General features: G+C 63.1%; 24 protein-coding genes, 1 tRNA gene and 2 pseudogenes. 19 read left to right on the top strand and 8 right to left on the bottom strand.

All coding sequences use genetic code 11. The features are described 5' to 3' along the window. Positions 1-6: 6 nt before the first annotated feature. Genes prpB through AC4CS3_RS20820 form a run of 3 tightly spaced genes read right to left on the bottom strand, consistent with a single transcriptional unit; the run spans position 7 to position 3,088 of the window. Positions 7-915 (bottom strand): methylisocitrate lyase, encoded by a 909-nt coding sequence (prpB, locus tag AC4CS3_RS20830; protein ID WP_490785034.1) that lies wholly within the window; start codon positions 913-915, stop codon positions 7-9. Continuing rightward, positions 916-2,436, bottom strand: a complete 1,521-nt coding sequence (locus AC4CS3_RS20825) for an MmgE/PrpD family protein (RefSeq protein ID WP_490785033.1) — start codon at positions 2,434-2,436, stop codon at positions 916-918. Between the two features lie 10 nt (positions 2,437-2,446). Beyond that, positions 2,447-3,088 (bottom strand): GntR family transcriptional regulator, encoded by a 642-nt coding sequence (locus AC4CS3_RS20820; RefSeq protein ID WP_490785032.1) that lies wholly within the window; start codon positions 3,086-3,088, stop codon positions 2,447-2,449. Between the two features lie 408 nt (positions 3,089-3,496). Here AC4CS3_RS20820 and AC4CS3_RS20815 point away from each other — a divergent pair, with 408 nt between their 5' ends. From AC4CS3_RS20815 to AC4CS3_RS20800, 4 genes are all read left to right on the top strand, one after another. Continuing rightward, complete coding sequence (locus AC4CS3_RS20815; protein WP_490785031.1) at positions 3,497-3,805, top strand: lactococcin 972 family bacteriocin; 309 nt, start codon at positions 3,497-3,499, stop codon at positions 3,803-3,805. Positions 3,806-3,936: 131 nt separating this feature from the next. Next, a complete protein-coding gene (locus AC4CS3_RS20810) occupies positions 3,937-5,868 on the top strand; it encodes a hypothetical protein (protein WP_490785030.1) in 1,932 nt (643 codons plus the stop codon). Beyond that, complete coding sequence (locus AC4CS3_RS20805; protein ID WP_490785029.1) at positions 5,817-6,167, top strand: DUF1430 domain-containing protein; 351 nt, start codon at positions 5,817-5,819, stop codon at positions 6,165-6,167. Before AC4CS3_RS20810 ends, AC4CS3_RS20805 begins: the two co-directional genes overlap by 52 nt. After that, positions 6,167-6,826, top strand: coding sequence for an ATP-binding cassette domain-containing protein (locus AC4CS3_RS20800; RefSeq protein ID WP_490785028.1), 660 nt, complete (start codon positions 6,167-6,169; stop codon positions 6,824-6,826). Before AC4CS3_RS20805 ends, AC4CS3_RS20800 begins: the two co-directional genes overlap by 1 nt. 87 nt (positions 6,827-6,913) lie before the next feature. Here AC4CS3_RS20800 and AC4CS3_RS20795 read toward each other — a convergent pair whose 3' ends face one another. Then, the gene (locus AC4CS3_RS20795) at positions 6,914-7,528 is read right to left on the bottom strand and encodes a TetR-like C-terminal domain-containing protein (protein ID WP_490785027.1); all 615 of its coding nucleotides are present in this window, start codon (positions 7,526-7,528) and stop codon (positions 6,914-6,916) included. A gap of 80 nt (positions 7,529-7,608) precedes the next feature. On the opposite strand from AC4CS3_RS20795, the gene AC4CS3_RS20790 reads away from it, so the two are divergent. The 3 genes and pseudogenes from AC4CS3_RS20790 (at position 7,609) to AC4CS3_RS20780 (ending at position 9,018) form a co-directional block, all read left to right on the top strand. After that, entirely contained in the window at positions 7,609-7,959 is a 351-nt protein-coding gene (locus tag AC4CS3_RS20790) for an AvrD family protein (protein ID WP_490785026.1), read from the top strand. A gap of 49 nt (positions 7,960-8,008) precedes the next feature. Continuing rightward, a pseudogene (locus AC4CS3_RS20785) lies at positions 8,009-8,389 on the top strand (AvrD family protein); the annotation flags it as partial. Then, entirely contained in the window at positions 8,386-9,018 is a 633-nt protein-coding gene (locus tag AC4CS3_RS20780) for a hypothetical protein (RefSeq protein WP_490785025.1), read from the top strand. The pseudogene AC4CS3_RS20785 and the gene AC4CS3_RS20780, both read left to right, overlap by 4 nt. 295 nt (positions 9,019-9,313) lie before the next feature. Here the strand turns inward: AC4CS3_RS20780 and AC4CS3_RS20775 are convergent, their stop codons facing one another. Both AC4CS3_RS20775 and AC4CS3_RS20770 read right to left on the bottom strand, forming a co-directional pair. Continuing rightward, a complete protein-coding gene (locus AC4CS3_RS20775) occupies positions 9,314-10,027 on the bottom strand; it encodes a response regulator (RefSeq protein ID WP_490785024.1) in 714 nt (237 codons plus the stop codon). Continuing rightward, entirely contained in the window at positions 10,024-11,691 is a 1,668-nt protein-coding gene (locus tag AC4CS3_RS20770) for a sensor histidine kinase (RefSeq protein ID WP_490785047.1), read from the bottom strand. Before AC4CS3_RS20770 ends, AC4CS3_RS20775 begins: the two co-directional genes overlap by 4 nt. A gap of 152 nt (positions 11,692-11,843) precedes the next feature. On the opposite strand from AC4CS3_RS20770, the gene AC4CS3_RS20765 reads away from it, so the two are divergent. The 10 genes and pseudogenes from AC4CS3_RS20765 to AC4CS3_RS20720 all read left to right on the top strand — a co-directional run bounded on the left by AC4CS3_RS20765 (position 11,844) and on the right by AC4CS3_RS20720 (position 21,565). Then, positions 11,844-13,169 carry a cation:dicarboxylate symporter family transporter gene (locus AC4CS3_RS20765; RefSeq protein WP_441414772.1) on the top strand — a complete coding sequence of 442 codons (1,326 nt, stop codon included), beginning with the start codon at positions 11,844-11,846 and terminating at the stop codon, positions 13,167-13,169. A gap of 246 nt (positions 13,170-13,415) precedes the next feature. Next, positions 13,416-14,315: a ParA family protein gene (locus AC4CS3_RS20760; protein WP_345446988.1), complete on the top strand. Its 900-nt coding sequence runs from the start codon at positions 13,416-13,418 to the stop codon at positions 14,313-14,315. A gap of 5 nt (positions 14,316-14,320) precedes the next feature. Next, positions 14,321-15,181: a segregation and condensation protein A gene (locus tag AC4CS3_RS20755; protein ID WP_490785023.1), complete on the top strand. Its 861-nt coding sequence runs from the start codon at positions 14,321-14,323 to the stop codon at positions 15,179-15,181. Beyond that, positions 15,178-15,843, top strand: a complete 666-nt coding sequence (gene scpB / locus AC4CS3_RS20750; protein ID WP_490785022.1) for an SMC-Scp complex subunit ScpB — start codon at positions 15,178-15,180, stop codon at positions 15,841-15,843. The genes AC4CS3_RS20755 and scpB overlap by 4 nt, the downstream gene beginning before the upstream one ends. A gap of 158 nt (positions 15,844-16,001) precedes the next feature. Continuing rightward, positions 16,002-17,252: a pseudouridine synthase gene (locus AC4CS3_RS20745; RefSeq protein WP_490785021.1), complete on the top strand. Its 1,251-nt coding sequence runs from the start codon at positions 16,002-16,004 to the stop codon at positions 17,250-17,252. Positions 17,253-17,255: 3 nt separating this feature from the next. Continuing rightward, a complete protein-coding gene (locus AC4CS3_RS20740) occupies positions 17,256-18,362 on the top strand; it encodes a prephenate dehydrogenase (protein WP_490785020.1) in 1,107 nt (368 codons plus the stop codon). Beyond that, entirely contained in the window at positions 18,362-19,075 is a 714-nt protein-coding gene (cmk, locus tag AC4CS3_RS20735; protein ID WP_490785019.1) for a (d)CMP kinase, read from the top strand. Before AC4CS3_RS20740 ends, cmk begins: the two co-directional genes overlap by 1 nt. 28 nt (positions 19,076-19,103) lie before the next feature. Next, positions 19,104-19,800: pseudogene (locus AC4CS3_RS20730) on the top strand (lysophospholipid acyltransferase family protein). A gap of 10 nt (positions 19,801-19,810) precedes the next feature. Next, positions 19,811-21,361: a ribosome biogenesis GTPase Der gene (der, locus tag AC4CS3_RS20725; protein ID WP_441414778.1), complete on the top strand. Its 1,551-nt coding sequence runs from the start codon at positions 19,811-19,813 to the stop codon at positions 21,359-21,361. A 127-nt stretch (positions 21,362-21,488) separates the two neighbouring features. Next, positions 21,489-21,565, top strand: a tRNA-Pro gene (locus AC4CS3_RS20720). 213 nt (positions 21,566-21,778) lie between these two features. On the opposite strand, the gene AC4CS3_RS20715 is transcribed toward AC4CS3_RS20720, so the two are convergent. Both AC4CS3_RS20715 and AC4CS3_RS20710 read right to left on the bottom strand, forming a co-directional pair. Further along, complete coding sequence (locus AC4CS3_RS20715) at positions 21,779-21,913, bottom strand: hypothetical protein (protein ID WP_490785018.1); 135 nt, start codon at positions 21,911-21,913, stop codon at positions 21,779-21,781. Beyond that, positions 21,910-22,425: a Wadjet anti-phage system protein JetD domain-containing protein gene (locus AC4CS3_RS20710; protein ID WP_490785017.1), complete on the bottom strand. Its 516-nt coding sequence runs from the start codon at positions 22,423-22,425 to the stop codon at positions 21,910-21,912. The genes AC4CS3_RS20715 and AC4CS3_RS20710 overlap by 4 nt, the downstream gene beginning before the upstream one ends. A gap of 53 nt (positions 22,426-22,478) precedes the next feature. Here AC4CS3_RS20710 and AC4CS3_RS20705 point away from each other — a divergent pair, with 53 nt between their 5' ends. Both AC4CS3_RS20705 and AC4CS3_RS20700 read left to right on the top strand, forming a co-directional pair. Further along, on the top strand, positions 22,479-22,832 hold the full coding sequence (locus tag AC4CS3_RS20705) for a helix-turn-helix domain-containing protein (RefSeq protein ID WP_490785016.1): 354 nt from the start codon (positions 22,479-22,481) through the stop codon (positions 22,830-22,832). Then, positions 22,829-23,659, top strand: coding sequence for an ImmA/IrrE family metallo-endopeptidase (locus tag AC4CS3_RS20700; protein ID WP_490785015.1), 831 nt, complete (start codon positions 22,829-22,831; stop codon positions 23,657-23,659). Before AC4CS3_RS20705 ends, AC4CS3_RS20700 begins: the two co-directional genes overlap by 4 nt. The last annotated feature ends 187 nt before the right edge of the window (positions 23,660-23,846 follow it).

The following is a 23,846-nucleotide window of genomic DNA, read 5'->3' as shown; positions in this document are numbered from 1 at the left end:
ATCCAGTTACCGGCTGAGCCCAGGAACCTGGAAGTTGAAAACGCTCGTGTCGAATTGGTTGTAGGCCTCGTAGTCCACGAGGTCATAGAGGCGTGCACGGGTGAGCATGTTCTCCACCTGCGCCTCCTGCGTTCCTGTGGCCTTGATCGTTTCCAGCGTACGCTCTGCAGCCCCCATGGCAATGCGGAGCAAGGTGACCGGGTAGATCACCATGTTCACGCCGACGCCCTGGAGCTGTTCCACGGTGAATAGCTCGCTCTTGCCGAACTCGGTCATGTTGGCCAGGATCGGCACATCCACTGCATCACGGATGGCTTGGAACTCGCTGAGATCCTTCATGGCTTCCGGGAAGATCGCGTCCGCGCCGGCGTCGACCAGTGCCCGGGCACGTTCCTGCGCGGCCTCTATGCCCTCGACGGCGCGGATGTCGGTCCGGGCCATGATGAGGAAGTTCGGGTCGCGACGGGCATCGGCCGCCGCACGGATGCGCTTGGCGGCGGTGTCGACGTCGACCACGTTCTTGCCGTCCAGGTGCCCGCAGCGCTTGGGGTTGAACTGGTCCTCGATATGGCAACCGGCCAGCCCGGCGTTTTCCAGTTCCTGGATGGAGCGGGCCACGTTCATCGGCTCGCCGAATCCGGTGTCCGCGTCCACGAGGCACGGGAGTTCGGTCATGCGGGCGATCTGGCCTGCCCGTGTGGCCACTTCGGTGAGGGTGGTGAGACCGATGTCCGGAAGGCCGAGGTCGTTGGCGAGGACGGCGCCGGAGATGTAGACCCCGGGGAAGCCCTTCTCCTCGATCAGTCGTGCCGAGAGCGGGTTGAACGCTCCGGGGAACTGCTGGATGGTCCCGGAAGCGAGCATCCCGCGCAGGGCGAGGCGCTTCTGCTCCGGGGTGGTCTTGGAGTAGAGCATCTAGAAGAGTCCCTTCGGTGCGGCGGCAAGGTCGATGACGCCGGGTGCCGCGGTGATGTTCAGCTGGTCCAGTTCGCCCGGTCCCAGGTCCGGGAGGGCCTCGGCGGCGGCGAGGAACCTCTCGATCTCGGACGCCTCGACGAGGCCCGCGGCGAGTGTGCGGAACTTGTTCACGTACTGCTCGCGGGCAAAGGGCCGGGCGCCGAGCGGGTGGGCGTCGGCCACGGCGATCTCATCCGTGATCACCGTTCCATCCGTGAGTGTGATGACAACGGTGCCGCCGAAGGCCTTTTCCGCGATGTCCAGGGAGTGGTAGCGGCGGGTCCATTCGGGGTCTTCCACGGTGGTGACCTTGTGCCAGAGTTCCACGGTGTCGGGGCGGCCGGCGCGTTCGGGGCTGTAGGAGTGGACGTGGTGCCAGGTGCCGTCCTGCAGCGCGACGGTGAAGATGTACGGGATCGAGTGGTCCAGGGTTTCCCGGCTCGCGCTGGGCGAGTACTTCTGGGGGTCGTTGGCGCCGGAACCGATCACGTAGTGCGTGTGGTGGCTGGTCTTGATCAGAACGGACTTCACGTTGGCCGGATCCGTGGCTTCGGGGTGCTCGCCGTGCAGTTTCCGGGCGAGGTCGATCCAGGCCTGGGCCTGGTATTCGGCGGAGTGTTCCTTGGTGTAGGTGTCCAGGATGGCCCGCTTGGGCTCTCCGGCTTCGGGCAGCGGGACCTCGTAGGAGGCGTCCGGGCCGTCCAGCATCCAAGCGATGACGCCGTCTTCGCCTTCGTAGATGGGCACGGGGGAGGTCTGGCCGCGCATCGAGCGGTCAACGGCCTCGACTGCCATCTTGCCCGCGAACGCGGGGGCGTGGGCCTTCCAGGTGGAGATTTCGCCCTTGCGGGACTGCCGTGTGGCCGTGGTGGTGTGCAGGGCCTGGCCGACGGACTGGAAGATCGTCTCGACGTCCAGGCCCAGGAGGGTGCCGATGCCGGCGGCGGCGGACGGGCCGAGGTGCGCTACGTGGTCGATCTTGTGCTTGTGCAGGCAGATGGCCTTGACCAGGTTCACCTGGATTTCATAGCCGGTGGCAATGCCGCGGATCAGGTCCTTGCCGCTCGATCCGACATGCTGGGCCACGGCGAGGATCGGCGGGATGTTGTCCCCCGGGTGGGAGTAGTCCGCGGCCAGGAACGTGTCGTGGTAGTCGAGTTCGCGGACGGCGACGCCGTTTGCCCAGGCGGCCCACTCGGGGGAGACCTTGTCGCTGATTCCGAAGACCGACGAACCTTTGCCGTTGGTGGTCGGCGCGTGGGTCAGGGCCTGCGCCCGGGCAGCGATGATCGGGGCACGGTTCAATGACGCGACAGCAACCGAGGCATTGTCGATGATCCGGTTGATGATCATGTCCGTGACCTCGGGAGTCACCTCGACGGGGTCAGCGGCAACAGTGGCGAGCTTGTGCGCCAGCTGCTCCTCACGGGCAAGGTTCTCTTCGCTCTTGTAGACGCGGACGTGGTTGTTCTTCACCATGGTGCTCCTTCTAGTGAGGGGTGTGGGTGGCTTTGACGTGGGAAAGACTGCGGTGCAGATGGACTGTGGTGGCGGCTTCGGCGAGCCGGGGGTTGCCTGCCGCGATGGCTTCGGCGATCGCGGCGTGCTCGGCCGCGGCGGCATGGAGGCGTTCGTCGTCGTCGGCCGCGAGGCGGCGGACCCGCACGAGGTGGACGCGTAGACTGCGCATGGCCTGGGCGAGGTAGGAATTGGAGATGGCCTCGTCGATCGCTTCGTCGAGCCTTCCCACCAGGGCGTAATAGTCGTGCCGGGAGGGGTCGCTGTCGTTGAGCATCTCCGGTGCCCGGAGGAGCTTGGCGTGGAGTTGCTCGAACACCGGGCGTTCACCGCGTTCCGCGGCGAGGGCAGCGGCTTTGCCTTCCAGGGTTTCGCGCAGCTCGAACAGTTCGTCGATGTCGTCCAGCGAGATATCGGTGACGACGACGCCGCGGCCGCCTGCCGCCGTCGTCAGGCCTTCCGCGCTGAGCCGGCTCAGTGCCTCCCGGACCGGTGTGCGGGACACGCCCAGGCGTTCGGATTGTTCCACTTCTGCGAGGACCGTTCCGGGTGCCAAGCGCCACTCAATGATGTCTTCGCGCAGGGCCGCATAGGCTTTGTCGCTGGCACGCATGGACCCTCCTTCGCTGGGTGGACGTCCTCAGTGTATACACAAATGGTGATCAAGCCTAGCTTTTGACAAGGAAAAGGCGATATTTTTCGTCCCGTGTATACATGGCACCTGTGAATGGGTCTTCGTTGCGAGGCGGCCGAGTACCTCGGCTGGTGCGAGGTGGAGTTAGTGCTTGAACGGTTGGTGTTTGGCGGCGATGGGGTCGGCCGATCGCCCTACTGTGGCCCTTGTCCTGCGGGACGTTGACTTCGCCGATCTGGGAACTGGATCCCGATGAGCTCACCCATTGACTCCAAGGAACATTACATTACACACTAGGCTGTATCGACGAGGCCGTACATCGATACGGCTGAGGCGAATCATTACTCCACAAGGGCCAACTCCGGCCGCTAGAAGAATGGGGATGTCATGAAAGTTAAGCGTCTGCTGGCCGGGGGAGCCCTGGTCGGTGTGTTGACGATCGGCGCAGCAGCTCCCGCACTTGCAGGAACGATCACCAACGTCGGTGGCGGCCCTTGGAGTTACGGGACCTCGTTCCAAGCACCGTGGTTCAAGAACGTCTGGTCTCACTACGTTCATCCAACCGCGTACCACTCCGCTACGGCTATTGGCGGCACGAACAATGTCAAGATCTATGCCAATGCCAATAACTGGGCCAACGCTGATACCCAGTGCGGTGCCGGCGAGAATGCCGCCCAATATTGGGCTACCTACTGAGCAGCAGCCATCCCCGATGTGCAGATGCCGTCACAGCGGTTGTCGGTCGGCGGGTCCTCTTCGGGCCCGCCGACCCCTTTGTTTGTGGGCGGCGAACCGAAATGTCGAAGAGTTGAAGGTGTGGTACGCCGATGAAACATGTCCTGCTGGGACTGGTGATCGCAGTGTGCGCTGCAACATTTGGTGTGAGCTTCGTGAACGGAATCAATGAGGAACGCACGGCTATCGCGCGCGCGGCAGCCGATGCCGGACAGGCGTTTTCAGTCCCGAGCGACGCAGCAGATCCCGATGCTGTGCTGTCCGCGTTGAGAAGCGCAGCTGTAGCCACCAGCAGCAACGTTTTCAGGACGGTGGTCGGGGTGGATGAAAACGACCACGCGTTCGTGACTCAGTACGTGCTTTTGACCCAGCCGGATACTCGCGTCTTCGACGGTGCCGCCCTCTCATCTGGGAGATTCCTTACCGTCCTAGAGTCGCAGGAAGGCGTCGCTTCGGTCGCGTCATCGGACAACAACGCGAACACGGTTGGTGTCCTGCGTGTCCTGGGGGAGGGAGAGCGTTTCTCATTCCGTCCACTACGGACAGCGTTCGACACGATGCCTGCGCCGGGAACCTACTATGCCGAGTGTGGGCCAGCCGGGTGCGCGGCCTTTATGGACGCAGCAGCTGCCGCGCTCACCACTCACATTGCCGGACGGACCTTCGTGGCCTCGGATTTGAACGCACCGAATCAGCAATTGATTGTCCCGACAAACGTCCCACCGGTCTACTTGCAACTCGCGGTTCTCGCCGGGCTTCTCCTCACCGCGGTGCTTGCTGTCTACCGACAGTTATATGAGGCAAAGAGAGCTGGCGCGATGCGCTTGCTTGGCTATGGTGCGACCAGGGTGTGGTGGACGATAACGGGTCGCCCGGTAATTATTGTCGGCACTGCCTCCGGCGTCGCTCTCGGTTCCATCTCGGCCCTTCTGCCTGGCGCGGACAGAGGATTCGTTGCAGTTGTGGTCTTCGACCAGATAATTGCCGTGGGCTTGCTCGCTGCGGCCAGCTTGCTGACCATACCTTACGTGGCAAGGATGCGAGTCTCAGATGCGTTGAAGAACCGACGTGACACCAGAGCATTGTTTGGTGCAGGAATCGCACTGTCCGTTGTGACTTCGTCGGCCCTTGTAGTGGTAGCTGCGGGTGCCTGGTCGAACGTGGATGTAATCAACAATGAACGCGACTCGCTGCAACATTGGACCTCGACAACTGGGTACGGTGTTTTCGCTCCGGTGAGCAACGGCAACGATGCCGTGGACCTGCAGACCGGCCAGCCCGGTTCATCTATCGTTCAAGCGACAGACCTCTACGACGCACTCAGCACCCTGGGGGCCCTGTATGTCTACGCCGGCGCATACTCAAAGACGGCGCTCCAGCAAGATCAACAGGCCGGCCAATACCGATCGATGCAGGTAAATCCTGCCTACCTCCACACATACCCGATCCGTGACACAAACGGTCAGCCGATCACGGTCGATGAGAGTGAATCGTCGTGGATGTTGCTCGTGCCCGAGCAATTCCGCTCCCAGGAACAAGAGATCACTGCATATTTCCGGGCCCAACGCGATAGCGCACTCTTCGCCGAGAAGACGATCTTCCACCGCGACATAAGCGCGGCTGCGCAAGATCACCGCGTGCGGATCATCTGGACGGACAACGGTCAGCGAATTTTCACGTTAAACCCCGACGTCGCTGCCTCCTCCGGTGGCTCGGTGGAGGACCCCATCGTTGAAGTCATCACGCGGGCCAACAGTCTGGGCGTGGACCGGCTCAACGCCGTCACGGGTGACGCCAGCGCCGGACTGAAGGTTCCGTTGGTAGGAGGGAGCTCCCAGGCCACGATCACCGCCCTCCAGCCACTCCTCAAAAGGCTGGGCCTGGACGACAACCTGCGCCATCTGGTGACCATCAACGAATATCAGCTCGCCAGGATCGGCCACCTGCAGGAGAGCCCCGCAACACGACGATCGTGCTGGCCGCTCTGGTGGTATTGCTCATCATTGTCACCGCACAGACATTGACGATCGCTTTTGAGCGGTTCGCGCGCAAGATCGTCGTCCGTGGCCTGTTCGGCCTGTCAACATGGAGGCGCTACCGCGAGTTCATCAAGCTTGGAGCAATTGTGTGGGCCGTCCAGGCCGTGCTCGGTTCCGGGCTGGTGTTGGCCGGTTTCCGGCCGTTCTCCTATGCCGACACCGGGCCGCGCTCCACGCTCACCGCGGCTGTTGCCGTCAGCGCCGTTCAGGGCTTGGTCGCTGTAGGCGTCCTGTGGCTCACGGAACGGCGGCGCACTCCGAACATCCTGAAAGGGGAAATCTAATGTCCGACGTCGTATGCGAACTCCTGAAAGTCCACAAAGGCTTCCGCGGCCATGAAATCATCTCGGACCTGGGTCTGAAGGTCCACCCAGGCGAGATCGTCGCCATTACAGGTCCAAGCGGAAGTGGGAAGACAACCGTCCTTAACATGCTTGGCCTGCTTGATCACCCTGACAAGGGCGAGATCAAGTTATTCGGCCGCCGCGCCCCTCGTCCGGGTAGCCGCAGCGCTCGCTTACTCCTGAGGCTGCGCCTTGGATATCTCTTTCAGAACTACGCCCTGATCGACAACGCGACCCTGACTGAAAACCTCAAGATCGCACAAACCTACACCCCGGGCACGCGCAAGGAAAAAAGCCAATCCCGGGCAAACGCGATGGAACTGGTAGGCCTCGACCTTGACCCGGATCGCAAAGTCTATGAACTTTCAGGCGGAGAACAACAACGTCTCGCCATCGCCCGACTCATCCTCAAACCCTGCCAGATGATCCTCGCCGACGAACCAACAGGTTCCCTCGACAACCTCAACCGAGACCATGTCCTGGCCCTCACCAGAACCCTGGCCGAGGCCGGAAAAGCCGTCATCGTCGTGACACATGACGGCTCTGTATCCGGACGAAGCGATCGAGAGATCACCCTCGGCGCCGCAAGCCGCGTGTGAGTGTGTTCAACATCAGGCTGAACGCCTGCCTCCCAGAACGGTCCTACTTCGGTCCGGACGCAACCCCGCAGCGGTTGCCCTCGGCTGTTAGCTGGATTCCGTCATGTCCGCTGTGGTTGTCGATTGGAGGTAGCCCACTACAAATTGTGCGGTTTGGCGGGCGAGCCGGTCATCGGCGGACACCGCCACGGGCAGCAAGGTGCGGGCCAGGATAGGGCCAACAAGAAGGTCACACACCAAATCGACATCGACGTTCCGATCGGCCAGCTCCCCGCGTTCGTCTGCCGCAGCCATCACTCTGGCCACGTTCGCGCGCCGCGGGCCCACGAAATCGTCACGGTACCTGTCGCGCACCCTCGGGTCCGTGCGAACCGATTCTAGAAGTCCTGGCAGATTGTTTCGGACAAGCGGTGAAGCGAACATGGCGATATCCTCGCGCTGAAGCTTTAGGAGATCTCCGTAAAGTGAACCGGTATCGACCGGCATGCCCGTTCCGAAGCGGGCCTCAATGACCTCGAAGGCGAGATGGGCGATGCTGGGGTACCGGCGGTAGAACGTAGGCCTCGTCGTGCCCACCTCGGTGACGAGCCCGTCAATGGAGAGTCCTGAGAAACCATCGGTTACCATGATGCGCTCAGCGGCCCGGATCAGGGCTTCCGTAATGCCCGGGACGAAAGGCCGCCCTGTTTGATGATTCGTCACTACGTAACCCTATCAAGCGCCCTTGGCGCACAACCGGGAAAATGCTTCTAAAAATACAGATAGCTCTGTAACGTAGAAGCATGATTGGGGTTTTGATCGAGGAGGCTCTTGGCCCGGCGAACGGCCGCTACTTCGCTGCGGGTTACCGCCGGGTGTCCCACCTGGTGGGAGCCTCCGGCCGTAATAGACCAGGGCACCCACTCGAAGCCGTAGGTTCGGTTCTGTATCCGCGGGACTGGTCGACCAACCCCGACGGTAGTGCCCGCGTGGCACACCTGAGTTCGGTCGACGCGATCGTTCTTCCGTTGGTGCTCCTTGAACAATCGGACCCGGTCGACTTCCCAGGGGTGCTGGGAAACTGCTGGGTTCAGAGTGTTGATTTGAGACTGGTCGCCGCCCGCTGGCAGCACTGTATATGGCGGGCTCTATAGGAACACAGTTTCGCGAACACTCCTCACCGCCTACAAAGCAACCCACCAAACTCTTAGCGCAGAGCATGAGTTTTCCAGCCCGGCCTCAGACGCGCGGACACCGGGAGGGCTGGAGTCAGCCTTCTGGCCCGCACTGACGGCCGTCGATTACCTGGTGACCATGGGACAGCTCACTCAGGTTGCCATCTACGAGTCAGCGCAGACGAGCAGATCAGCCGCGGGCAATCTGTGGATGCGCACCATGCAGCTCAGACTCCCTTCTCCCCCGACACGGGTGCCCGCATCTCTTCATACATCCACGCGTCTCGTTCGAGACCGCCCCCTCGCCCGAACCGGCCGGCAACTCCACGATGTGCTGGTCGACGCAAAGGCACCATCCGGGGTAACGGCGAGGGCAGCGTTGGCCTACGAGGAAGGCCCTCAGCCGTGAGCAGATCGAATAGCGTGCCGGGTCAGCGCTCCGACGATTGTCCGGGCGGCGCCGGGGCCTTCGGGCGCGACGCATCATCGAGCGGCGTTGCTCTCCAGGCCGCCGCCGAGATGCTCGCCGCGGAACCGTACATCACCGTCACTCTTGAGCGGATCGCGTCGATCGTTCACGTGCAGGTCGGAGACATCAAGAAATGGTTCCCCACGATGCACACAGTGGGAGCAGCTGTCCTGGATTACGAACGTGAATGCATGCGACGAACTCAACGGGAAGCAGTCCGACGAACCAGCGATCCTATTGAACGGCTGCTTTTCGTCTTTCGTTCCATCGGCGATGACCTGGCCAACGATGTTGTCGTCAGGGCTGGAGTCCGGCTGGCGGGCGAGTCCCGGCAACACTTTCCGGAACGGCGACTCGATCCGTTCGCCGTCTGGCGCGACTTCGTGTTCAGACAACTCGATGAAGCCAAGAACAAAGGGCTGCTTCATGACAAAGTCAATCTCGCCGAGACCGTCTGGCTCATCGTCGCTGCGGGCATGGGAACGAAGGACCTCTTGGCGTCCCGCAACGCCTGGACCGAGGCACCGCGAGTACCTGTCCACCTTCGCCGTGCTCGGCGGAATCAGTGACCCCGAGACCGTTGCCGAAGCCGTCGCATTCCTGCTCTCCGCTCGCGCATCTCGGACCACGGGCGCCACCCTTGACGTCAGCGGGGGAAGCACATTGGGAGCCCGCCCGGCGCCACCTCTCAGCCTGCGTGCAATGGCTGTAACCGGGAACATAGACCAACCAGGAATGGGCGGGAACCAGGGCGCTGAACGATCGGATGAAGGCGGCATCGTGTGCGAATAGGACGCGGGCTCTGCGCTCTCTAGGGGACTTGGGTCGCAGAGCGGGCCTCGCAACGCGAACGACCGCGGGGGGCTAACTCCGGTTCCAGCGGTACTCGTTCTCCGGCCGTCCCGGGGTACCGTAGCGGGCATTCCTCGTGGCCATTCCGGCGTCGGCCAGATACTCGAGATAGCGGCGCACGGTGACCCGGGACATCCCAAGGGCGACAGTTGCCTCGCTTGCCGACACGGCCCGGCCAAGGCTGGCCAGGAGGTCTTTGACGGACTCCAGGCTATGGGCCGAAAGGCCCTTGGGCAGTGGGACTTCGGTGGGCGCGCGGAGACTGGCAAACGCCTGGTCAACATCGCTTTGCGAGGCTCCACTCGCCCGAGCGCCCGACGCCGGTGCGGCGAGTTGCTCGCGGAAGGTGCGGTAGCTGGCGAGTTTGTCTGCGAACGTTGCGAACGTGAAGGGCTTGATGAGGTACTGCACCACGCCGATCGACACCGCGCTGCGGACAATGTTCACTTCCCTGACGGCGGTGATGGCGATGATGTCCGCAAGGAGTCCCGAAGCGCGCATTCGGCGGGCAACATCCAGTCCGTGCAGATCCGGCAGGTTCATGTCCAGCAGGACGAGGTCCACCGGCTGTCCCGCAACGGCGAATTCGTTGAGTAGCCGCAGGGCCGACTGTCCGTCCGGGGCCGTTCCCGCAACAGTGAAGCCGTCGATTCGGCCGACGTAGACGCCATGGGCATCGGCGGCGATAGGTTCGTCCTCGACAACGAGGACGCGGATTTCGGTCATTCGGCTTCCTTCCTGGAGTCCGGCGCGGGGAGCGCCACGCGGAAGAACGCACCGCCCAAGGCGCTCGTGGATTCGCTGATGGACAGCGTACCGCCAAGCCGCTGAACTGCTTGCCGGACCAAGGCCAAGCCCACTCCGCGGGAAGCAGCTCCGGGTTGACCCGCCTGGCCGATGCCGGCGGCCTTGGTGCTGAATCCGTATTGCCAGACGTCGTCCACGATGCCGGGATCGATGCCGTGGCCGGAATCGGCCACCGTGAATGTGGTTCCTCCAGGTCCGGATTCGATGCCCAGTTCCACTTTGCGCGGCGGGGGAGCGGCAGTGGCGGCGTCGAGTGCGTTGTCCAGCAGGTTTCCCAAAATGGTCACGAGGTCCTGGACGGCGAGTCCCTGGAGGCCGTCCCCGCCGGTCACCGTGACAGTCAGTTCCGCCCCGCGTTCGTGCGCCTCGGCGGACTTCCCCATGATGAGCGCACTCAGGACAGGCTCGTCCACTGATGCCACGAGGTGGTCGGTCAGCTGCTGGCTCAGTTCAAGGTCCTTGGTAGCAAAGTCCAAGGCGTCAGTGGTCCGCCCGAGCTCCATGAGCGACACGATGGTGTGCAGCCGGTTGGCGTGTTCGTGGGTCTGGGCCCGCAAGGCGTCGGACAGGGTCTTCATTGTTTCGAGTTCACTGCCGAGGGACTCGATTTCCGTCCTGTCCCGGAGCGTGGCCACGGTCCCGAACACGGCAGGCCGCTGCCGGCCCCTCATTCCGGGCGGCCCCACTGCCGGCGCCTGGTTCACCACCAGGATCCGGGACCCCGTGAGGTGGATTTCGTCGTGCGCCGTCCGGCCGGACTCGAAGAGGCGGTGGAGGCTGGGATCGAGGGGCAGATCAGAAAGGCGCGGGGCGGCTTCTGCGGCGGGATCGACGTCGGACCGTTCCAGTCCCAGCAGTTCCGCAGCCTGGTCGTTGTACATGACCACCCTGCCGCCGGTGTCGATCAACACTACTCCTTCGCGGACCGAATGGAGGACGGACTCGTAGTACGCGAACAATTGTGCCAATTGTTCAGGTCCCCAGCCCCGGGTCACCGAGCGCAGATACCGGCCCAATAGCCACGAGGCGAGGGAGCCGCCTGCGAGCATGGCCAGGGAGATGCCGATGATCGCCGTGAGTCGCGCTGACACGGCGACGTCCACCGTCCGCACGGTGACACCCGCCGCCACGAGGGCCCGGACTTTGCCCGAGGAATCCTCCACGGGAACGATGGTTCTGACGGATGGGCCCAAGGTACCGGCGGTGACTTCGGTGAAGGTCTGACCGCGGAGGGCAGGATCGATGGTGCCGATGTAGGGTTTGCCGATTTCGTCGGGGTTCGGATGGGTCCAGCGGGTCCGGTCCGGAGCCATGATGGTGATGAAATCGGCATGGGCATTGGCCGTCACCACCTGGGCATATGGCTGCAGGGTAGCGGACGGGTTCGGCGTAGCGGCTGCTTGAAGCACGAGCGGATTGGCTGCGATCGCGGCGGCCACCGCCTGCATGCGCTGGCCGGCGTCGTTGTAGGCCCGGTCCCTCGCGTCCAGGAAGGCTGCCGTGCCCACGATGGCGGTGAGCGCCAGCACGAACAGTAGATTCGCCACAAAGAGTCTGCGGGCGATGCTCCAGCGTCGGATCACGTGCTCCTTTCTGCGGGCCATCCTGTGACCAATATGAACGCAACAGTGATACATGTCACGCCACGCCTAATGATGGGTATCACAGCAGAGCGACGCAGGGACATTTTGCAGGGACCACGGCGCTTTCCAGAGTATCTATAAGGAGCAAAGCCATGACCTCTCAAAGAGGAGAGATTGCACCCGCGAAGGCCGGGCGCAAGGGGCTGGACAAGTCGCATTACCTCTACATCGCCGTGATCGCCGCAGTTGTGCTGGGCGCCGTCGTCGGCTTGCTTTTCCCGGAAGTGGGTAAATCCCTCAAGCCTTTGGGTGACGGCTTCATCAAGCTCATCAAAATGATGATCGCCCCGGTCATTTTCTGCACCATCGTCCTGGGCATCGGATCGATCGCCAAGGCAGCCACTGTTGGCAAGGTCGGCGGCCTCGCACTCATCTACTTCCTGGTGATGTCAACGTTCGCGCTCGCCATCGGTTTGGTAGTTGGCAACATCATCCACCCGGGTGAAGGCCTGAAGCTGATCCCGTACAACCCGAACGCGCCTGCTTCCGCGAACAGTACCGCTGACTTCCTGCTGGGCATCATCCCGGGAGACATTCCCGTGCTGCCCACGCTCTTGGTAGCCATCCTGGTGGGCTTCGCGCTGCAGCGCATGGGCTCGCAGGGCCAGCCGGTACTCAAGGCCATCCAGCACGGGCAGGCACTCGTCTTCCGCATCCTCATCATGATCATGTGGCTGGCTCCCGTCGGTGCTTTCGGCGCCATCGCCGCAGTGGTCGGTGCCACCGGTGTGAAGGCCATCTTCGGCATGCTCACCCTGATGGTTGCGTTCTACATCACCTGCGCGCTGTTCATCGTCGTGGTGCTCGGAACCTTGCTGCGGGTGGTTGCGGGCGTCAGCATCTTCCAGCTGATGAAGTACCTGGCCCGCGAGTACCTGCTCATCTTCTCCACCTCATCCTCCGAAGCGGCGCTGCCGAGGCTCATCGCCAAGATGGAGCACCTCGGCGTTTCCAAGCCGGTTGTCGGTGTCACGGTGCCTACTGGCTACTCCTTCAACCTGGATGGAACTGCCATCTACCTGACCATGGCCTCGCTGTTCGTCGCCAACGCCATGGGTATCCCGCTGGACCTGGGTGCCCAGGTATCGCTGCTGGTGTTCATGATCATTGCGTCCAAGGGAGCGGCCGGCGTTTCCGGTGCAGGCCTTGCTACCCTGGCCGCAGGCCTGCAGGCACACCGGCCCGAATTGCTGGGCGGCGTCGGCATGATCGTTGGCATCGACCGTTTCATGTCGGAAGCCCGCGCCCTGACCAACTTCACGGGCAACGCCGTCGCAACGGTGTTGATCGGTACCTGGGTCAAGGAAATCGACCGCAACCAGGTCACCAACGTCCTCTCCGGTGCAACGCCGTTCGACGAGCTGACCATGATCAGCCACCACGCTGAACCCGAAGTGAAAGAGGCCGTGGCCGCTTAGTCCGGCACACTGTTTCGAAGCATCCACGCTGGCAAGGCAGGAACCCGTCATGGGGACCTGCCTTGCCTGCATTTTATTGGCACCGTGGACCAACCTTCTACCTCAGCTAGAAGGTAAAGGCTCAAACTGCGGGCAATGTCAAGTTCCGCAGAATGCCGTGTCGGGCGCTGTAGCCTAGGTGGGGAGCAGTGCTGGTGCTGGAGACAGCCGCAGGAAATGACCGTCGTGGAGAGAGTGGATAGATACGTGAGCAGCGAACGGGGAACGACTACGCTGGAGGGCACGGATTTCGATCTGGAAGACGCCGTCATGGGGCCCACGGGCCGCCCGCACCGCGACTTCCCCGAGCCCGCGCCGCTGGCCTCCCATGGCCCGGCCCGCGTCATCGCCATGGTCAACCAGAAGGGCGGCGTCGGCAAGACCACGTCAACCATCAACCTCGCCGCTGCGCTCGCAGAATACGGCCGGCGCGTCCTGCTTGTTGACTTCGATCCCCAAGGGGCCCTTTCCGCGGGGCTGGGAACGAACCCGCACGAGCTCGACCTCACCGTGTACAACGTTCTGATGGACCGCAAAGTGGACATCCGCGACGCCATCCAGAAGACCGGCGTCGAAGGCATCGACCTCCTGCCGGCGAACATCGACCTCTCCGCCGCGGAGGTCCAGCTGGTCAACGAGGTAGCCCGCGAGCAAGTGTTGGACCGCGCGCTCAAGAGCGTCGAGGACGACTACGACGTGGTGCTCATCGACTGCCAGCCGTCCCTTGGCCTCCTGACGGTCAATGCCTTGACGGCTGCGCACGGCGTCATCATCCCGCTGATCTGCGAGTTCTTCGCCCTCCGCGCGGTGGCACTGCTCGTCGAAACGATCGAAAAGGTCCAGGACCGGTTGAACCCGCGCCTGCAGGTGGACGGCGTGCTCGCCACGATGTACGACGCCCGCACCCTGCACAGCCGCGAAGTCATTTCGAGGCTCGTGGAGGCGTTCGGGGACAAAGTCTTCGAGACCGTCATCAAGCGTTCCATCAAGTTCGCCGACGCCACGGTTGCCGCGGAGCCCATCACCAGCTACGCCGGAAACCACATCGGTGCCGACGCATACCGCCGCCTGGCCAAGGAACTGATTTCGCGCGGCGGCGCACCCTAGCCCGCGTGGCAGAGCCACTCACCGCTGGAGGCGCGCCCGCGGGACGGAAGGCCGGCTTTGAGGTCAGGCTGGCGAACTTCACCGGACCGTTCGATCTCCTGCTCGGTCTGATCTCCAAACATAAGCTGGACATCACGGAAGTTGCGCTTGCTACCGTGACGGATGAGTTCATCAAGTACATCCGGCGCCTGCAGGAACTGGGCGAGGACTGGGCTCTGGACGAAGCCAGCGAATTCCTGGTCATCGCGGCAACGCTCCTGGACCTCAAAGCCGCAAGGCTCCTGCCGGCCGGCGAAGTCGAAGATGCCGAGGACATTGCCTTGCTGGAAGCCCGGGATCTCCTCTTCGCCCGGCTCCTGCAGTACAAGGCTTTCAAGCAAGTGGCCGCGATCATGTCCGGCACCCTGGAGTCCGAAGCCCGGCGCTTCCCGCGGCAAGTCGCGTTGGAGGGGCATTTCGCGGCAATGCTGCCCGAACTGATTTGGCGCCACACCCCGGAGCAATTCGCCGCGCTTGCGGCCAAGACCCTGGCGCCGAAGGACAACACGCCCGAGGAAGTCGGGGTCGACCACCTTCACGGATCACCCGTCAGCGTCAAGGAACAAGCCGAGATCATCGGGTACCGCCTGCAGCGCGGCCAGCCACAATCCTTCAGGGCCCTTATTGCCGACGCCGAGTCCACGCTTGTCGTCGTAGCCCGGTTCCTGGCACTACTCGAGTTGTTCCGCGACCGGGTGGTGGCGTTTGAGCAGCAGGGTCCGCTCGCCGAACTGACCGTCCGCTGGACAGGGCGCCCAGAAGGCTGGAGCAGCGACAGCTTGAGCGATGAGTATGAGCAGATCGACAAGGGAGAGGAACCGCTGTGAGCGAGCAGGAAACGGACGGGGACGGCCTCGCCGAGCTTGAAGCCCTACCCGGTGGCGCCCGCGCGGCACTGGAAGCCGTCCTGATGGTGATCGACCAACCGGCCACCGCGGAAGAGCTCGCTGCCGGGCTCAACGTGACGGTCGCCGTCGTCGAGGATTTGCTGGAGGGACTGCGGCAGGAGTATAGCGGCTATACTGTTAAAGCCCCGGGCAGGGACGCTGATGACTTGCACACTGATGCAAGTGCCAGCGCTGCACCCCGGGGTTTTGAGTTGCGGAACGTTGCCGGAGGGTGGCGGATCTATTCACGCGCGGATTTTGCCGACGTCGTGGGCAGGTTCGTTCTCGAAGGCCAGACCGCGCGGCTGACGCAGGCAGCCCTTGAAACAATGGCGGTCATCGCGTACCGGCAGCCGGTTTCCAGGGCCAGGGTGTCGGCCATCCGCGGCGTCAATGTCGATTCAGTCGTTCGGACCCTTGTCCAACGCGGGCTGATCGAGGACTCGGGTACCGATCCTGAATCGGGGGCGATCCTTTACCGGACCACCTCGTACTTCCTCGAACGGATGGGCATTGGCTCGGTGGCGGAACTGCCTCAATTGTCCCCCCACCTTCCGGGGCTGGAGGGCATCGAGGAGTTCTTCGACGCCGAACGCATGTAGTCGCGGGAAACCCGGCGCAGGCAAGCTAAACAACTCAATATTGCAAGGATCTACAAACGCCCGGCTAGTAGCGGGCAGACACACAGGACAGATATTCTCTGTCCGGCTGGCTTACGTTGAGAAAGAACAAGCCAGCCACCATAACAAAAGGACGGGTCATGACACAGGCGGGACGCCAGGGTTCACCACGTAATAGTTCGGGACGAAACAATTCCGGACGCAACGAGTCGCAAGACTCAGGCCGCAACAACGCAGGCCGCAGCAATGCCGGCCGCGCAGGAGGCAGCAGCTTTGGTGCCGGCCGGGGTGGCGCAAGCCGTGCCGGTGGCGCCTCTGGAGGCAGCAAGCGCAGCTTCTCCCCGGGCGGAGAACGCCCCTTCAAGCCCACGCGTCCGCGTGAAGAACGCCCCTTCGATCCGGACAACCCCACCTCGGCCGGAGGCTACGAGCGCCGTGAAGAGGCGAGGCCGGCCAAGGCCCCCCGCAAGCCAGGCTCCAACAAGCCCGGCTTCGGCAAGGCGCCGGGTACGCCGGGCGCATTGAAGCCCAAGACAAGCACCAAGAAACAGTACGCTTCCCGCGCCTTCGGCAGCGAGCGCTTCGGCCAGAACCTTGGACCGATCCGCAAGCCCCGCGGCCGCCGCGGCGAGGTGGCCCAGTCCGAGCAGCACGACGCCGATGGCGTCCGCCTTCAGAAGGTCATGGCCCAGGCCGGCGTGGCTTCCCGCCGCGTGTGCGAGGAAATGATCGAGGAAGGCCGCGTCGAGGTCAACGGCCAGCTCACCACCGAGCTCGGCATGCGCGTCGACCCCGCCAGCGCCGTGATCCACGTCGACGGCATTCGCATCCAGCTCGATGACACCATGCTCTACATGGTGTTCAACAAGCCCAAGGGTGTCGTTTCCACGATGGAAGACCCCGAGGGCCGTCCCTGCATCAGCGATTTCCTCAAGTCCGCCAAGAACAAGGGCGAGCGTCTCTTCCACGTCGGCCGTCTTGACGTCGCCACCGAGGGCCTGCTGCTCCTGACCAACGACGGCGAACTCGCCAACCGTTTGACGCACCCTTCCTATGAGGTGCCCAAGACGTATCTGGTACAAGTCCGTGGTCCGTTCCCGCAGGGCGTCGGTGCCCAGCTGAAGGCCGGCATCGAGCTCGAAGACGGCATCGCGTCCGTCGACTCCTTCAAGCTCGTGGATTCCACTCCGGGCCACGTGCTGATCGAGGTTGTGCTGCACTCCGGCAAGAACCGTATTGTCCGCCGCTTGTTCGAAGCCGTGGGTTTCCCCGTGCTTCGCCTCGTGCGCGTCAAGATCGGTCCCATCGGCCTGGGCGACCAGCGCCAGGGCAGCATCCGCAACCTCGGCAAGCAGGAAGTCGGACACCTCCTGGCCTCCGTAGGACTGTAAGGCATGTCGGCATTCCACTCGCACGGCCGGGGCCACCTTGACGGCCCGGTGGTCGTTTTCGGCACCGGCCTGCTCGGAGCCAGCATCGGTCTCGGCCTGCGTGGCCGGGGTGTCTCCGTGTTCCTGTCGGACCCTTCGCCGACCAACCAGGCCGTGGCCGTGGATATCGGTGCGGGCCGGCCACTGTCCGAGCTTGGGAACCCACCCCAGCTGGTTGTTGTCGCGGCGCCACCGGATGTGACGGCCGACGTCGTCGAGCGTGCCCTGGGTGAATACCCGGAGGCCGTTGTGGTGGACATTGCCAGCGTCAAGCTGGCAATCCAGGCCGAGCTCCGGGGCCGTGGAGTGGACATGTCCCGCTACGTCGGGACGCACCCGATGGCGGGGCGCGAGAAATCCGGGCCCGTCGCGGCCCGCGGCGAGCTCTTCACGTCCATGCCTTGGGTCCTTTGTCCGTCCGACGAGACCAGCGCCGACGCGCTTCAGACCGCGCGTTCCCTTGCCGGGGACCTGGGGGCAATAGTCTCCCAGTTCACGGCGGAGGAACACGATGAAGCCGTTGCTTTGGTGTCGCATTTGCCCCAGGTGATGTCTTCGCTTCTCGCCAGCCGCTTGCAGGGAACACCGCTTCACGCGCTGTCCCTGGCCGGCAACGGGCTGCGGGACACCACGAGGATTGCTGCCAGCGATCCCACCCTTTGGGTGCAGATCCTTGGGAACAACGCGGCCAAGGTGGTGGATATCCTCCATGGTGTCCGTGAAGACCTCAACCGTTTGATCGGTACCCTGGAGGATCCCACGGCTCCCGGCGCCCGCCTGGACCTTGCCCAGCTCATCAGTGAGGGCAACGCCGGGCAGGCCAGGATCCCAGGAAAGCATGGTGGACCTCCGCAGGCATATTCATGGCTTACAGTTCTGGTAGACGACCGGCCCGGGCAGATCGCCAGGCTGTTGACGGAGATCGGTGAGATCGGCGTCAACGTTGAAGACCTCCGCCTGGATCACTCGTCCGGGCAGAACGTTGGCATGGTGGAACTTTCCGTTATGCCCAACAAGCACGACCTCCTTGTTGAAGCCTTGACCGACCGTGGATGGCGGGTACTCCAGTAATGAAACGTGAACTTTTCGGCCCGGAGACCGTCGTACGTCCGGGAAAGCCGCTCGTTGTCGCCATCGACGGCCCGTCCGGCTCAGGCAAGTCCAGTGTCAGCAAGGAAGTTGCCCGGCGCTTGAAGCTCGCCTATCTGGACACGGGTGCGATGTACCGTGCGTTGACCTGGTACTGCCTCAAGACCGGCATCGACCTCGCCGACGGTGCCGCCGTCGAGCAGGCCTCAAAGGATCTGCCGCTGGAACTCAGCACGAGCGCCAACGCCGAATATGTCAGTGTTGCCGGAGTGGACATCACGGAGGAAATCCGTGAGCCGAGGATCTCCTCGTCGGTCAGCGCGGTGGCAACCACCCTGGGTGCCCGCAACGAATTGATTCGTCGCCAGCGCCAGCTGATCGAACAGCACCACCGCCGCATGGTGGTGGAAGGACGGGATATTACTACCGTCGTCGCGCCCAATGCGGAGGTCCGCATGTTGCTGACCGCCAGCGAGGAAGCCCGGCTGCGGCGCCGCGGCATCCAGTTGGGCGGAACGCAGAGCCAGGAGCAGCTCGCCGCCCAAGTGATCCACCGCGACGCCAAGGACTCCACTGTGGTGAACTTCACTCAAGCGGCCGACGGCGTCGTGACCCTGGATTCCTCGGACCTGGACTTCGAAGAAACGGTCGAAACGGCGCTGAGCATTGTGGGTAAGGTCATCTACGGTGACTGAAGCCCGGCTCCCGGCACGCTGGACCATGATGTGGAGCCGGCCTGTTGGCTGGCTGTTGGATCATGCCTTGTACCGGACCGCGATCACGGGGCGCTCCAATGTTCCCAAGTCCGGCCCGGTCATTTTCGCGGGCAACCACATCAGCTTCCTGGATGGGCCGGTGATGTTCGGCGCGGCTCCACGGCCCATGCACATCCTGGTCAAGAAAGAGATGTTCAAGGGTTTCCTGGGAAAAATTCTTCGTGCCTCGGGGCAGATTTCCATCGACCGTTCGGGCGATCGCGCGGCGCTCCAGCTCGGAAAGCAAGTGCTCGACGCCGGCCGATGCATGGGGATTCTCCCCGAAGGAACGAGGGGGAGCGGCACCGCCGGCAACATCAGCAATGGCGTCGCATGGCTCGCGTTGATGTCCGGGGCCACAGTGATTCCCGTGGCCATCCTCGGAACGCGGATCGGAGACGAACATCGCGATTCCATTCCGAGGCTGCGCCGCCGCCTGCACGTCAGTTTCGGAGCCCCCTTGAATGTGACCCGCAGAAATGGCGAGTCGGGGCGTGTTTCAATGGACAGGGCGGCTGCGGAGATCCGCGCTGCGCTGGCTGGACACGTCCAGGATGCCGTCAAGACCACCGGTCAGTCCCTTCCGGGGGACTAAATGAACCGGCCCACAGCCAATGCAGCACCGCCAAGAAGAAGTAGCCGGGACGCCGGCAGATCACCACTAAGGAAAGTGCAATGAGCGATACGACTCACAAATCCGGCAATATCGGAGCCGGCGACGACGAATACACGCCCACCGGCACCGACCAGGTGGCTGAAAACCTCGCCGCCCTGGACGACGACGAAGCCGAACTCCGCGCAGCCTCCCTCCGGGCAGGCCTGGAAGACTATGACCTCGATGAGGACGACGCCGCCCTGCTGAGCGGACTCTACGACGATGAAGGCGAAGACGGTCCCCTCAAGCTGGACCCGGTCCTGGCCATCATTGGCCGCCCCAACGTCGGCAAGTCCACGCTGGTGAACCGTATCCTCGGCCGCCGCGAGGCCGTCGTCGAGGACACCCCGGGCGTTACGCGTGACCGTGTTATGTACTCGGCACACTGGAACGGCCGCAACTTCACGCTCGTGGACACCGGTGGCTGGGAGCACGACGCGAGGGGCATCCACGCCCGTGTCGCCGAGCAGGCCGAGATGGCCGTGGAACTGGCTGACGCCGTGCTCTTCGTGGTGGACTCAGCCGTTGGCGCCACTGCCACGGACGAAGGTGTCATGAAGATGCTGCGCAAGTCCAAGAAGCCGGTCATCATGGTGGCCAACAAGGTTGACGACTTTGCGCAGGAAGCCGACTCGGCAACGCTTTGGGGCCTTGGCTTCGGCGAGCCGTACCCGGTGTCCGCTCTCCATGGCCGCGGCGTTGCCGACCTCCTGGACCACGTCATGGACACCCTGCCCGAGTTCTCCACGGTGGAAGGCGTTGAGCGCTCCGGCGGTCCCCGCCGCATCGCCCTCATCGGCCGTCCGAACGTCGGCAAGTCCTCGTTGCTGAACAAGCTTGCCGGCTCCGAGCGCGTGGTCGTTGATCCCCTCGCCGGGACCACCCGCGACCCCGTGGACGAATTCATCGAACTTGGTGACCGCACCTGGCGCTTCGTGGACACCGCCGGTATCCGCCGTCGCCAGCACATGGCCCAGGGCGCCGACTTCTACGCCTCCCTGCGTACGCAGGCCGCGCTCGAAAAGGCGGAGGTCGCCGTCGTGCTCCTGGCGGTTGACGAGGTGCTCAGCGAACAGGACGTCCGCATCCTGCAGCTCGCCATCGAGTCGGGCCGCGCGCTCGTCCTCGCGTTCAACAAGTGGGACCTGCTCGACGACGAACGTCGCCGCTACCTTGAGCGTGAAATCGAGCAGGACCTGGCACACGTTGAATGGGCTCCGCGCGTCAACATCTCCGCCAAGACCGGCTGGCACAAGGACCGTCTGGTGCCCGCTCTGGACCTTGCGTTGGAGAGCTGGGACAAGCGTATCCCCACGGGACGCCTCAACGCGTTCCTGGGCGAGCTCGTGGCTGCCCACCCGCACCCTGTCCGCGGCGGCAAGCAGCCCCGCATCCTGTTCGGCACCCAGGCGTCCAGCCGTCCGCCGAAGTTCGTGCTCTTCACCACTGGCTTCCTGGACCCCGGATACCGCCGGTTCATCACTCGCCGGCTGCGCGAAACCTTCGGCTTCGACGGCACGCCGATCGAGGTCAACATGCGCGTCCGCGAAAAGCGCGGCAAGAAGCGCTAATTGAGACGCGCATCACAGATGACACCCGCCAAGGTGTCATTGAGAACCTCGAACATCGTGTAAGCTTTTTGAGGTGGTTCGGCCGGACTGCTTAGATGAAAATCTAGGCGGAGAACGGCAGGACTGACGGGCTGTAGCGCAGCTTGGTAGCGCACTTGACTGGGGGTCAAGGGGTCGCAGGTTCAAATCCTGTCAGCCCGACCAAAGGAAGTCCTGGTGAGATTCATTCTCGCCAGGACTTTGTCGTTTACGGACTATTTTTCGGAGGCCCAAGGGACCAGCCTGCTGGACGGTGCTTTCGAGGGGCGGGGACCTCTTCGAGGCCCATGAGCAGGCCCGTTCTGTGCCCGCCCGCTCCGTGCCATCAGTTCACCAAACCGACCGCCGTGGACGCGACCGTGATCGTGGTGGCCCCACCTAGCACTGGGCGCCTGACCATGTACGTGCGCCGAGTGAGGTGTCTTTCTTGACACTGCGCCATGCGGCGAGCTGGACGTAGCCCACACCGGGGGCCTCGGCTGCTTCGCGCGCCGTCAGTACTTCCTCGCTCACGAGTCTGCCGTGTCGGGCTCACGGGCCAATATGACTACGTGGGCCTCTGTTACGGCGTCAGCCTCTGCGGTCGGTCCAGCCAAGGAATGAGAGCGGCGGGGAATCCGGCTCTCGCGAATAAGCTGTTGAAGCACTTCGACGGCGCGCTCGACGGGGATTCGTTCCTGCTCGATGCGCAGGACCGGTGCGTCACCGCTGATGAGCAGGTCATACAACTCCCGCTCGCCATGGTCCGGCAGTGAGACTTCCCGTACTGTGTTGATCTCCAGCGGCTTCCCGTTCTGGTCAAAGTTGGTTCCGTATCGTTGGTAGGTGTGGTAGCTATCGATATTCATTAACATCGACACAGCAGGTACGCCGGTCTGGCGGAATTCGTCGAGGATCTCGAGGCCGTCGATGTCCATGTCACCCCAGTACACAACCAACGGGGCCGTCCTGACCCAGGTAATCGCGGCAACGGTCCCGCCTCCTGAACCGTTTCCTGCTGCTGTCTTGGTTCGTGTCCGTGGCACAGCGGACTGGATCTTAGTGCTGCCGCAAGCTAGACTGAATCATCATAGAAAAAGTGATTCAGGAGGTGACTGTGATGACATCAAACATGAGCGCGGCGATCGAGAGTGCGCGCAAGGCCGCAGGTTTGTCGCAGCGTGCCCTTGAAGACCGCACCGGCATCTCGCAAGCTACGCTGAGCCGCATCCTTTCGGGCAGCAGGCCTGCAAAGATGACCGAGATCATCTTGATCGCAGATGCGACTGGCTGCACTGTCGCCCAGCTGGCTGGTAGTGCCGTGGCTGACCGAGTGCAGTGCGCGGCCCGTGCTACGAACGGTTCAAGCATGGAAGTCATGCGCCAGCGGCTGCTGCACTTCATCGAACTTGACGCCTATCTCCACGATCAGGCTATTCCCGGCGTGCGATGATCTCGACCCCGAACGCGGAACAGCAAGCCAAGGGCGCGGCGGAGGATTTTCGCCGCGTCCATCGGCTCGGAGTTCAGCCACTGGGCGATCTCGTTGCGTTGATCGAGCAGACCACCGGCTACGATGTCGCGATCCTTGATGCTGCGGCTGATGAGCATGGGCTGACGATGTGTGACCCTGCCCGCGACGTCGTCTTCGTAGGTATTGCGCGCAGTCGTAATCCGATGCGGCAGCGCAGCACACTCGCACATGAACTCGGACACCTTGTTTTCGAGGACTGGGGTGAGACTGCCGAGTTCAGTGCGCGGTCGCCTGAAGAGATCCGGGCGGACGCGTTCGCGCGACACCTATTGGCGCCCATCGAAGGCGTCAAGGAGTTTCTTGGAGATCAAGTCGCGGCGTCCGAGGCCGACCTCTCGGCAGTGGTGCAACGCTTCCTCGTCTCTCCGGCGATCGCCGCAATCGCGCTGCGGGACAGCGGATACGTAAGCTCCGCGACTGCGAAAGAATGGATAAAGTTCAGCACACCCCACCTTGCGACGCGCTACGGATGGAAAGATCACTATTCGGCGCTCCAGGACGATGCTTACCGCTTACGGCCACCGCAGTTACTGCTAACGCGTGCCATAGCAGGTTATGCCGAAGGCGTCGTCAGTGCTCAAACCATCGCTACGCTCCGCGGTGTCAGCCTTGAGGCCGTCATCTCCGAACTCAAGGAAGCCGGGATTGTCCCCATCCTGCGCGACGTGCCCGACATCGACGTCGAGGACTTGCCCACGGTGGAGATCGACCTCAGCGATTTGGAGGACGAGGACTCATCCTCATGAGTCAGCGTCCCATCATGGATGCTGGACCCGGCATCAACTTCTTCTCTCTCAACAAGGAGCGCCTGCTGTTCAGTGTTTCTCATGACGAGTGTTGCATGGTCTGGCCCGCGGAGAGGAGCGGATGCCAGGCATGATCAGGGATTTTGGGCACCTGGGGTCAAGGGGTCGCAGGTTCAAATCCTGTCAG

This window comes from Arthrobacter sp. SE2, assembly GCF_058244265.1.
This window is presented reverse-complemented; position numbering and strand designations above follow the sequence as displayed.

Excerpts from the sequence above, each read along its gene's own strand:
- prpB (WP_490785034.1), bottom strand. The coding sequence starts at position 915 with ATGCTCTACTCCAAGACCACCCCGGAGCAGAAGCGCCTCGCCCTGCGC.
- AC4CS3_RS20825 (WP_490785033.1), bottom strand. The coding sequence starts at position 2,436 with ATGGTGAAGAACAACCACGTCCGCGTCTACAAGAGCGAAGAGAACCTT.
- AC4CS3_RS20820 (WP_490785032.1), bottom strand. The coding sequence starts at position 3,088 with ATGCGTGCCAGCGACAAAGCCTATGCGGCCCTGCGCGAAGACATCATT.
- AC4CS3_RS20815 (WP_490785031.1), top strand. The coding sequence starts at position 3,497 with ATGAAAGTTAAGCGTCTGCTGGCCGGGGGAGCCCTGGTCGGTGTGTTG.
- AC4CS3_RS20810 (WP_490785030.1), top strand. The coding sequence starts at position 3,937 with ATGAAACATGTCCTGCTGGGACTGGTGATCGCAGTGTGCGCTGCAACA.
- AC4CS3_RS20800 (WP_490785028.1), top strand. The coding sequence starts at position 6,167 with ATGTCCGACGTCGTATGCGAACTCCTGAAAGTCCACAAAGGCTTCCGC.
- AC4CS3_RS20790 (WP_490785026.1), top strand. The coding sequence starts at position 7,609 with ATGATTGGGGTTTTGATCGAGGAGGCTCTTGGCCCGGCGAACGGCCGC.
- AC4CS3_RS20775 (WP_490785024.1), bottom strand. The coding sequence starts at position 10,027 with ATGACCGAAATCCGCGTCCTCGTTGTCGAGGACGAACCTATCGCCGCC.
- AC4CS3_RS20765 (WP_441414772.1), top strand. The coding sequence starts at position 11,844 with ATGACCTCTCAAAGAGGAGAGATTGCACCCGCGAAGGCCGGGCGCAAG.
- AC4CS3_RS20745 (WP_490785021.1), top strand. The coding sequence starts at position 16,002 with ATGACACAGGCGGGACGCCAGGGTTCACCACGTAATAGTTCGGGACGA.
- AC4CS3_RS20740 (WP_490785020.1), top strand. The coding sequence starts at position 17,256 with ATGTCGGCATTCCACTCGCACGGCCGGGGCCACCTTGACGGCCCGGTG.
- cmk (WP_490785019.1), top strand. The coding sequence starts at position 18,362 with ATGAAACGTGAACTTTTCGGCCCGGAGACCGTCGTACGTCCGGGAAAG.
- der (WP_441414778.1), top strand. The coding sequence starts at position 19,811 with ATGAGCGATACGACTCACAAATCCGGCAATATCGGAGCCGGCGACGAC.
- AC4CS3_RS20700 (WP_490785015.1), top strand. The coding sequence starts at position 22,829 with ATGATCTCGACCCCGAACGCGGAACAGCAAGCCAAGGGCGCGGCGGAG.